Genomic DNA, 8,837 nt, shown 5'->3' on the forward strand with positions numbered 1-8,837 from the left:
CCCGCGCTTGCGCCAAATCCTGCGGGCTTTGCAACAATAACTCTCCTTTCAAAATCCCGTTCACCCGCTCCGCCAACGCATTCTGGTAACAGTCATACCCATCCGTCATCGAGCATTTCACCCCGTATCGTTCATGTAATGACTGATACAGCCCCGAGCAATACTGCACGCCGCGGTCCGAGTGATGGATGAGTTCACCGCCGCCACGCCGTTGCTTCAGCGCTTTCTTGAACGCCATCGCAACCGACTCGGCGTGCATCCCTTCGTGCACGTGATGGCCCACTATCTTGCGTGAGTACGCATCCGTCACCAGGCTCAGGTACAGCGGCCCGCTCCTGGCTGGCAGATAGGTGATATCTGCGACCCAGACCTGCTCCGGGGCCACCGGCGTGACCTGCTCTGGCTCCGCCTTGAGCAAGTTGGGATGACGGTAGAAACGATGAAAACTGTGGGTGGTCTTGTGATACGCCCGTCTGGGTGGCACCAGCAGGCGGTGCTCGGCCAATATCTGAAACAGCCTGTCCCGCCCGACCTTGAGCCCGCCATCATCCTGACCCTGCAGCAGATAATGCAGCTTGCGGGTGCCGACCCGAGGTTGTCGCAGTCGAACCTGACGCACAAAGCGCACCACCTGCAATCCCTGTGCATGGCGCTCGTCGGCGACCCGATTGCGCTTGTAGTAAGCCTGCCGGCTTATCCCGAGAAACAGGCAAGCCCTGACAATGGTCAGCCTCTCGACTTGCCGCTGCGAGAGGACTTGCCGGGTCGCTTTTTTACGATGGAGACGCCGTAGTCATTCTTCAGTACATCGACGACGGCCTCAAAGAACTGGGCCTTCTGGCTCATCAGTGCCAGCTGTTGCTCGAGTTCCTTGATACGCTGTTCGGGCGTCTGGTTGTCAGGGTCAGGCATGGTGATGCTCCTGCCGGCGCGTACAGAAGCCCCCTGGCTCCAATCTTGCCGACCATGTTTACGCAACCATACCAGAACAGTGGAGCGGCCCTGAATGCCATAACGCACCTGAGCCTGTTTGTAGGTGAGCTCGCCTTTTTCAATCTGCTCGACCAGTGCCAATTTAAAAGTCAGCGAGTAATCGCGCTGCGTCCGTTTCACACCTTGTCCCATCGGGTTCTCCATTTATTGGGGGGAAAGGTGTAAACCATATTCAGGACGGGACACATTCAAAATCGAAGCCGTTAAACAAATCACCGAGCGCGGACGGCCGGTGGCTGACGTTGCACGAGCCCTTGGGGTATCCAGCCACAGTCTGTATGCCTGGCTCAGGCAGTACGGCAAGCCTGCTGACCAGCAGCTCGAAGAGTCAGCCTTGCAAACCGAGATCCGCCGCCTGAAAGCCGAACTGCGCCAGGTCACCGAGGAGCGCAATATCCTAAAGGAGGCGCTGTACTTTGCCAGCGAGTCAAGGAAAGGTACGCGTTCATAACCTCCCGACTCGACCGGTACAGTGTCGTTACCCTGTGCCAGACCCTGGGGGTTCACCGAAGTGGCTTCTACGCGTGGCTGAAACAGCCCGTATCGCCACGACAAGAGGAGGACGAACGACTGATAGGATTGGTCAAGCAATCCTGGCTGGAAAGTGGTGCTGTCTACGGTTATCGCAAGATCCATCGCGACCTTCGTGACGCAGGGGAAGCCTGCGTTCGCAAACGGGCTATCAACGCCGCAAGGGGCATTATGGAGGCAAGAGCACGCAGGCGGCCCCAAACACGCTGGCACGTCAGTTTAAAGTGCCAGCCCCCAACCTCTCCTGGGTGACTGACATTACCTACATTCGCACTCAAGAAGGGTGGCTGTATCTGGCTGTGGTGCTCGACCTGTTCTCTCGCCAGATCGTCGGCTGGGCGATGAAGTCACGCATGACGGCAGACTTGGCGGTGGATGCGTTATTGATGGCCGTCTGGCGGCGCAAGCCCAAGCAACCGGTACTGGTGCATTCGGATCAGGGCAGCCAGTTTACCGGTGGTGAATGGCAGGACTTTCTGAAGGCTCACAACCTGAGTTGCAGCATGAGCCGACGTGGCAACTGTCACGACAATACTGTCGCCGAGAGCTTCTTTCAGTTGCTCAAACGGGAGCGGATCAAGCGCAGGATTTACGCGACAAGAGACGAAGCCCAAAGCGATGTATTTGATTATATCGAGATGTTTTACAACCCAATCAGGCGCCATGGTTCCAATGATGGGCTGTCGCCGGTAGAGTTTGAAAGGCAGTTTATTTTTCAGCAACAGAGTGTCTAGAAAACCAGGGGCGATTCACTTCGCCGGAATACGCAACTAGTAAGGTGACAATCTTGGCGACAGGTAAGACCGGGGCACGGCCAGCCGCTAAGGCTTCTAGAGCCCCCACCCCTTCATCTCGATACCACCGAAGCCAGCGGCCGATGGTCGATCGAGCAGCGCCGGTAAGGTGATGAACATCAGTGATCGTGCGTCCTTCATGTAACAGCGAGATGGCCATCAAGCGACGAACATGCCCTTTATCACGCGTGGCATGGATGATTTTGTGAATGCGGCGCCGTTGTGGTCGTGGCAGGATAGGCATCAACTCAGTCCTTTGGGTATGGCTTGTTTTGTTTGGCGACTAATGAGATCGCACAAACTGGACTGAGTTCCCTTCCTCCAGTGATCTACTATTCGGAACAGCAATTTAGTAAACCGTTACTGTTAAAATAGTAGGTATGATACTTTATTGTTTTACTCTAAGCTTGTCTCAGTATATAACACGCCAACTGGTATGAAACTATTATTCAGTGGAGCTACGATTTTTGCCGTATAAATGTACCACGCAGAGTGATTTGGTATGATACTTAATTGCTCTTATACAAAAAAGAGCCGCTATTGCGGCTCTTTTTGTTTCGGCTGATGGTTACGACAGCCGCAGGTTGGTGATGGTGACCTCATCGAGGGAGGGCACTATGATGCCGCTGGTGATCCCTTTGGCAATGGCCTGACTACGGTTCTTCGAGTCGGTCTTGTTGGTCACCTGGGTCAGGTGGAAGTTGACCGTCCGCTCACTGATGCCGAGGATGGTGGCGATCTCCCAGGAGGTCTTGCCTTCGCTGGCCCAGAACAGGCACTCCTTCTCCCGATCCGACAGTTCGGTCAGGTATTTCATCATATCCGGTCTGCTTTTGATCAGTTGCAGTGCGGAGTTGAAGATGTAGCTGGCGCAGAATGACAGCAGCGGGACATTTTCAAACATCAGGTCGGAGTTGGATTTCTCCTTGGTGATGAATGAGAGGATGCCGTGCTCCCCCTGCGGGGTGTGCAGCGGAAAGGAGACGCCATTGCGTACCCCGAAATCGGCCGCCAGGTTCATCACGTCGCGGCTGGCGCTGGGCAGCCAGGGCGAGTCGCAGTCGAGCTTGTTCCAGAAGATCGGCTGGGTCTGTTTCAGCCCCAGATAGACCACCGGATCCTGGGTCAGATACTGGTTTTCGCTATAGGCGTCAAACCAGGTGGTCGGACAGTTGTTGAACAGTGCCACGTGGGATTTTTGCATGCTGATGGGGAAAATAATCAGCAGCCGAAAGTAATCGAAGCCCATTTGATGACTGAAGCGCTCCAGCAGTTGCTGGATATCGCTGGTTTTTGTTGCCTTGGTGAACTTGTCGATATGTTCCCAGATCGCATCGTTGAGCATTACTTTCTCCTTTTTCGATCTCTATCACACTGATCGAAAAGATTTTTTCTCGTTATTTATATTTGTGCGGTGGCTATTGGCGCCACTTATTCCGTGCGTGCTTAAAAATTATCCTGTTTTTGTGCATAAAGGCCAAGAAAATCCTCTCGTTGCCAGTCCGCCCTGCATTTGAGATAATGATAATGGTTATCATTAGTAAGATGTATTTCAATGAACAAATTATGGTGTGTGGCCCTGCTGCCACTGTCAGTCCACTTTGCTGCCATCGGGGATGAGCTGGTTGCTCCCGCCCTCAAGAACAGCATAGCTGCCGGGAAAGCCTCCCAGCAGCGGGTGGAAAAAGCCGCCGATGCCGCTGTTGCCGCACGACTGGAGCTGCAAAATGCCCAGCTGCAACTGCGTGACCTCGAAGCCTACAACCGCTACATGCAATCTCTGGTGGCCGATCAGCAAAATGAGCTGGGTAAATTGAGCCAGCAGTTGGAAGCGGTGCAAGAGACCCGTCAGGGCTTGATCCCGCTGATGTTGCAGATGCAGGCAGATCTGGAACAGCTGGTGCAAAATGACATCCCGCTGCGCAAGGAAGATCGTTTGGCGCGGGTTGAACAGTTGAAAGCGACCCTGGCCCGCGCAGACGTTAGCGAGGCAGAGAAATTCCGTCAGCTGCTGCAGGCCTATCAGATCGAAGCCGAGTACGGCAGCCGGATGGACAGCTATTCCGCCGAGCTGGAGCTGGATGGTGCTCCTCGTCGGGTCGATGTGCTGGCGCTGGGCCGGGTCTCCCTGCTGGCAATGACGGCCGATCGCAGTCAGGCATGGCGCTGGTCTGCCGAGGCGAAGCAGTGGCAAGCCCTCGACAGCCAGTGGCTCTCCCCTATCGCCGAGGCGATGGATGTGGCCGCCGACAAGAAAGTTCCCCAGTTGCTCAATGTCCCCCTCTCTGTCAGCCGTAGTCAGGAGGCCCAATCATGAGAGTCACCATGAAGTGGTTCCCCCTCCTTATTGCCCTCTCCTGCGGTACCAACGCTGCTGTCGCCGATGAGTGGCAGCAGCAGGAACAGGCTCGTGAACAGCAGGCTCAGCAAGACCTGGCGACCGTTGCCAAGGAGCTCGGCACTGCCCGCGCCAGACTGGCCGAGGCCCAGCGCTTGAGCAAGGAGCTGGCTGGCAAGTTCGCCAGCAACGAGAAGCAGCTGGTCGAGCTCAACGCCCAGTGGGAGCAAGCCTCCGGCGACATGAACGAGATCTTCGCGGTCACCCGTCAGGGCGCCAGCGATGCGGTCAAGCTGCTGAGCGAATCCGCCGTCGAGGGCCAGTACCCGGAGCGTCTCGCCCCGCTGAAAGCCATGGCACAGGATAAACAGGTGCCGGATCGCGCCGCCCTCGCCCTGCTGCCCGCCACGCTGCTGCAGGAGATCCGTGAATCTGGCCGGATTGCCCGGTTCAACGGCAAGGTGCTCGATGCCCAGGGGGCTGCCAGCGAGCAGTCGCTGACCCGGGTTGGCAGTTTTGCCCTGCTGGGGAGTGACGGCTTCCTGCAACCGACAGCCGAAGGCTTGAGCCCGGTACTGGGTCTGCCCGGTAGCGTGCTCTCTGCCGTTGCGGCTTATCAGGGTCAGGAAGGGGAAGCGCTGCCGCTGGATCCTTCGCATGGCACTCTGCTGGCGATGCTGGCACAGGCGCCCACCTTCTGGCAGCAGGTACAGCAAGGTGGTCAGGTCGGCGCCATTATCGTGCTGCTGGCAGCCATCGGTTTGGGAATTGCGGCGGTACGGCTGTGGAGCCTCTCCCGCGAACTGGGTCGGGTGCGCCGCCAGCTCAAGAGCGGCGAGTATCACGCCGACAACGCCCTCGGCCGGGTGCTGACGGTGGCGGACAAACACCCCGAGCTGAGCATGGAGACTCTCGAGCTGCGTCTTGATGAGGCGATCCTGCAGGAGACTCCTCGCATGGAGCGCGGCATCGGCATGGTCAAGGTGATCGCGGCCATCGCCCCCATGCTGGGTCTGCTCGGTACCGTGACCGGGATGATCGGCACCTTCCAGGCCATTACCCAGTTTGGTACCGGCGATCCCAAGATCATGGCGGGCGGCATCTCCATGGCGCTGGTCACCACGGTACAGGGTCTTGTGGCGGCCATTCCGCTGATCTTGGCCCACAGCCTGCTGCAATCCCGCTTCACCGAGCTCTCCAATGTACTGGAGCAGCAGGTGGCCGGCATTCTGGCTGAGCGTGCCGAGAGCAATAACAACGGGATGGAGCGAGCAGCATGATGCTCGACATCTGGCAACAGCTGCAGAGCTTCATGGGCCGTGGCGGCCCGGTGCTCTGGGTCATTCTGGCCCTGCTGGTGCTGATGTGGATTTTGATGATCGAGCGGTTGCTCTACCTCAATCTGGGTTTCGGCCCGCTGCAGCAACAGCTGCTCGGCCGCTGGCAGGCCCGCAGCGAGCGCCACAGCTGGCACGCCCGAGCGATCCGCAGCCGCTGGCTGGCACAGGCGGAGCTGGAACTGAACCGTCATCTGATCTTCATCCGCACCCTGGTGGTGCTCTGCCCCATGCTGGGGTTGCTGGGCACTGTGACCGGCATGATCGGCGTATTCGATGCGTTGGCCGCGGCCAACCGCTTTAACCCGGAGAGCATGGCGGGCGGGATCTCCCGCGCCACCATCCCCACCATGGCAGGCATGGTGGTGGCGCTCTCCGGCGTGTTGTTACTCAGCCGGCTCGAGAGTCAGGCCAAGCGTGCGTTGGCCAAGACCCGGGACGGCTTGCGAGAAGAGAAGGTAATGCAATGAGACGGCAATCCAAACGCCAGCGTGACGAAGTGCAGATCGACATGACCCCCATGCTGGATATCGTGTTCATCATGCTGATCTTCTTTATTGTCACCACCTCCTTCGTGCGCGAAGCCGGGCTCGAGGTGCACCGGCCCCAGGCCAGTCAGGCCAAGGCGCAGAAATCCTCCAGCATCATGCTGGCGATCGGGGCTCAGGGTCAGATCTTCCTCGACCGCAAGCAGATCGATGTGGAGCGGGTACAGGCCACCATCGCCCGTCTGCTGGCGGAGCAGCCCGATGCCAGCCTGGTGATCCAGGCCGACGAGCGAGTGCCCCATGGCAAGGTGGTGCGGGTGATGGATGAGGCCAAGGCGGCGGGTATCGCCAATATCGCCGTGGCGGTGGCGCCGAAATGAAATACAAGCTGATGAGCCTGGGGCTGGGGATCGCCCTCAGTCTGGGCATCCTGCTGTTTATGGCCACGCTGGTTGAACCGCCCCGGGGCGAGAAGGTGGCGAGCGAACAGAAGCCTATCGTCATCAATATGCAGAACGAGGTGACCGAGGTGCAGGTGCGCGAGCGTCCGGTGCCGCAGGAGCCCGAGCCTCTGCCAGAGCCTCCCGCGGCATTGGCATCGACACCGTTGCCGATGCCTGCCGCGGCCCCCGTGGCGGCCGTTGAGCCGAGTCTGGATCTGGTCTCCAGCCTCAGTGCGGTGCAGGTCTATGCCCCCGGAGTGGCGACCAGTACCGCACCGGTATTGAGTGGCAACTACCACGGCCAGCAGCAGGGAGCGGGTATCGGCGCAGGTGACATGCTGATGCCGCTGCAACGGATCGAGCCGATCTACCCCTATCGTGCCCAGCAGTCAGGGATCGAAGGATTCGTCACCCTGCGCTTTAGCGTGAATGCTGAAGGTGGCGTGCAGGATGTGGAAGTGGTCGAGGCCAAGCCCAAGCGTCAGTTCGAGCGGGCGGCCATTCAGGCGATCAACAAGTGGCGCTATCAGCCGAGACCGGGCGCTACCGACAAGCTGGTGCAAGTCATCACGCTCAAATTCAAACTGGAGTCATAACTATGTTGCGGATCTGGATCTGTCTGCTGGCCCTGGTCGGCCAAGCCTGTCTGGCGATGGAGGTCAGCCCTCACTTCTCCCGTCAGCTTGAACCCGTGATGAAGCTCTATCAGTCCGGTCAGTGGCAACAAGCTCAAAGCAAGGCGTCCGGCCTCAAGCCAAATAGCGATGCCGAGCGTGCCTGGCTGGCGCAGTTGCAAGCCTCGCTGGCGGCCAATCTGCAACAGACCGCCCAGGCGAGCCGTTATGTCGAACAGGCTCTTGCCTATAAAGAGTGGCCCGAGCAGCAACAGCTCCAGCTGTTGCGACTGCGCGGCGATATTCAGGCCCAGCAATCCAACTGGTCTGGCGCCATCGCCAGCTACAAGGCGGCACTGGCACTCAAACAAGACGATGGGCTGCGCCTGCGTCTGGCCGGCCTCTATTACCACAACAAACAGTACGGTGACGCTGCCAGCCAGAGCGAACAGTTGTTGAAGAAGGGTTGGCAGAAGCAGGCCGCCATCATTCGTCTCTCCGCCCTCACCGCTCAGCAACGTTATGGCGTGGCTGCTGATCAGGCGGCCGAGTTGATCAGCCACGAACCCAAAGAGAGCAAATGGTGGCAGCAGGCGGTGTCGCTCAACCTCTCCGCCAAACGTGGGGATCAGGCGTTGGCGCTGCTGCAGACTGCCATCGACAGAAAACTGATGGATGACGCGTCAGCCCGCAACCAGCTGATCCGCCTCTATGCCTGGCAAGGGCTGCCTTATCGTGGTGCCCGTCTGCTGGAGGCGGCCATGGCCAAGGGACAGATGAAGCAAAGTGCTGAAAACCGCCAACTGCTGGCCCAATTGTGGGAAGGTGCCCGGGAGTGGTCACAAGCGGTCGATAGCTGGCAGTTGCTCGCCAACCAGCATGGTCAGCCCAAAGCCGCCATGCGCGCCGCCGAACTGCTGCTGCAACAGGGCAAGACAGATGCTGCCATGACCCAGCTCGCCGCCATCAAGTCGGTAAAAGGCGAGCAAGGCAATCGTGCCAAAGCGTTGCTGGTGCAGGCGCACCTTAATAAGGAGCAGTATGCCCAGGCGCTGGAACTGGCCCGTGAGCTGCAGCAACAGGATAACTGGCAACAGAAGGCAACCAGCTGGGTCAACTATATCCGGACACAAAGCGAAGAGTTGAGCAAAAAAGCGGCGTAAAAGAGATGCCAAGGGGTTGTTTTGGGGCGTTCAGTTCGCTTTTTCAGCAAACGAACGCGTTTTTGCAAAAAGCCCTTGTCATCCCGGCGCGGCTCCCTATAATGCGCCCCTACCAGCACGGCGGAACACGCCAAAC

General features: G+C 58.5%; 8 protein-coding genes and 2 pseudogenes. 7 read left to right on the plus strand and 3 right to left on the minus strand.

Going from position 1 to position 8,837, the window contains the following annotated elements; translation table 11 throughout:
• Positions 1–1,125 (minus strand): IS3 family transposase gene (locus A9G06_RS21775; protein ID WP_139126329.1). Its coding sequence is split into 2 segments (ribosomal slippage), with 1,126 coding nucleotides annotated over them: positions 1–777 and positions 777–1,125; the frame shifts between segments, so codons are not numbered across the junction. This gene is flagged as partial in the annotation.
• 10 nt (positions 1,126–1,135) lie between these two features.
• Here A9G06_RS21775 and A9G06_RS20905 point away from each other — a divergent pair.
• Positions 1,136–2,258, plus strand: a pseudogene (locus tag A9G06_RS20905) (IS3 family transposase).
• Between the two features lie 34 nt (positions 2,259–2,292).
• Here A9G06_RS20905 and A9G06_RS21780 read toward each other — a convergent pair.
• Together A9G06_RS21780 and A9G06_RS20910 are read right to left on the minus strand one after the other, a co-directional pair.
• Positions 2,293–2,562: pseudogene (locus A9G06_RS21780) on the minus strand (helix-turn-helix domain-containing protein); the annotation flags it as partial.
• A 324-nt stretch (positions 2,563–2,886) separates the two neighbouring features.
• A complete protein-coding gene (locus tag A9G06_RS20910; RefSeq protein ID WP_005357256.1) occupies positions 2,887–3,663 on the minus strand; it encodes a LuxR family transcriptional regulator in 777 nt (258 codons plus the stop codon).
• Between the two features lie 210 nt (positions 3,664–3,873).
• Here A9G06_RS20910 and A9G06_RS20915 point away from each other — a divergent pair, with 210 nt between their 5' ends.
• Genes A9G06_RS20915 through A9G06_RS20940 form a run of 6 tightly spaced genes read left to right on the plus strand, consistent with a single transcriptional unit; the run spans position 3,874 to position 8,701 of the window.
• A complete protein-coding gene (locus A9G06_RS20915) occupies positions 3,874–4,635 on the plus strand; it encodes a DUF3450 domain-containing protein (protein WP_069556508.1) in 762 nt (253 codons plus the stop codon).
• Entirely contained in the window at positions 4,632–5,936 is a 1,305-nt protein-coding gene (locus tag A9G06_RS20920; protein ID WP_069556509.1) for a MotA/TolQ/ExbB proton channel family protein, read from the plus strand. The genes A9G06_RS20915 and A9G06_RS20920 overlap by 4 nt, the downstream gene beginning before the upstream one ends.
• Positions 5,933–6,463 (plus strand): MotA/TolQ/ExbB proton channel family protein, encoded by a 531-nt coding sequence (locus tag A9G06_RS20925; protein ID WP_005339367.1) that lies wholly within the window; start codon positions 5,933–5,935, stop codon positions 6,461–6,463. Before A9G06_RS20920 ends, A9G06_RS20925 begins: the two co-directional genes overlap by 4 nt.
• A complete protein-coding gene (locus A9G06_RS20930) occupies positions 6,460–6,861 on the plus strand; it encodes a biopolymer transporter ExbD (RefSeq protein ID WP_005339369.1) in 402 nt (133 codons plus the stop codon). Before A9G06_RS20925 ends, A9G06_RS20930 begins: the two co-directional genes overlap by 4 nt.
• Positions 6,858–7,520: an energy transducer TonB gene (locus tag A9G06_RS20935; protein WP_069556510.1), complete on the plus strand. Its 663-nt coding sequence runs from the start codon at positions 6,858–6,860 to the stop codon at positions 7,518–7,520. Before A9G06_RS20930 ends, A9G06_RS20935 begins: the two co-directional genes overlap by 4 nt.
• A 2-nt stretch (positions 7,521–7,522) precedes the next feature.
• The gene (locus A9G06_RS20940) at positions 7,523–8,701 is read left to right on the plus strand and encodes a hypothetical protein (RefSeq protein WP_069556511.1); all 1,179 of its coding nucleotides are present in this window, start codon (positions 7,523–7,525) and stop codon (positions 8,699–8,701) included.
• Positions 8,702–8,837 lie beyond the last annotated feature (136 nt).

The organism is Aeromonas sp. DNP9, from assembly GCF_001728955.1.
GTDB lineage: Bacteria > Pseudomonadota > Gammaproteobacteria > Enterobacterales > Aeromonadaceae > Aeromonas > Aeromonas veronii.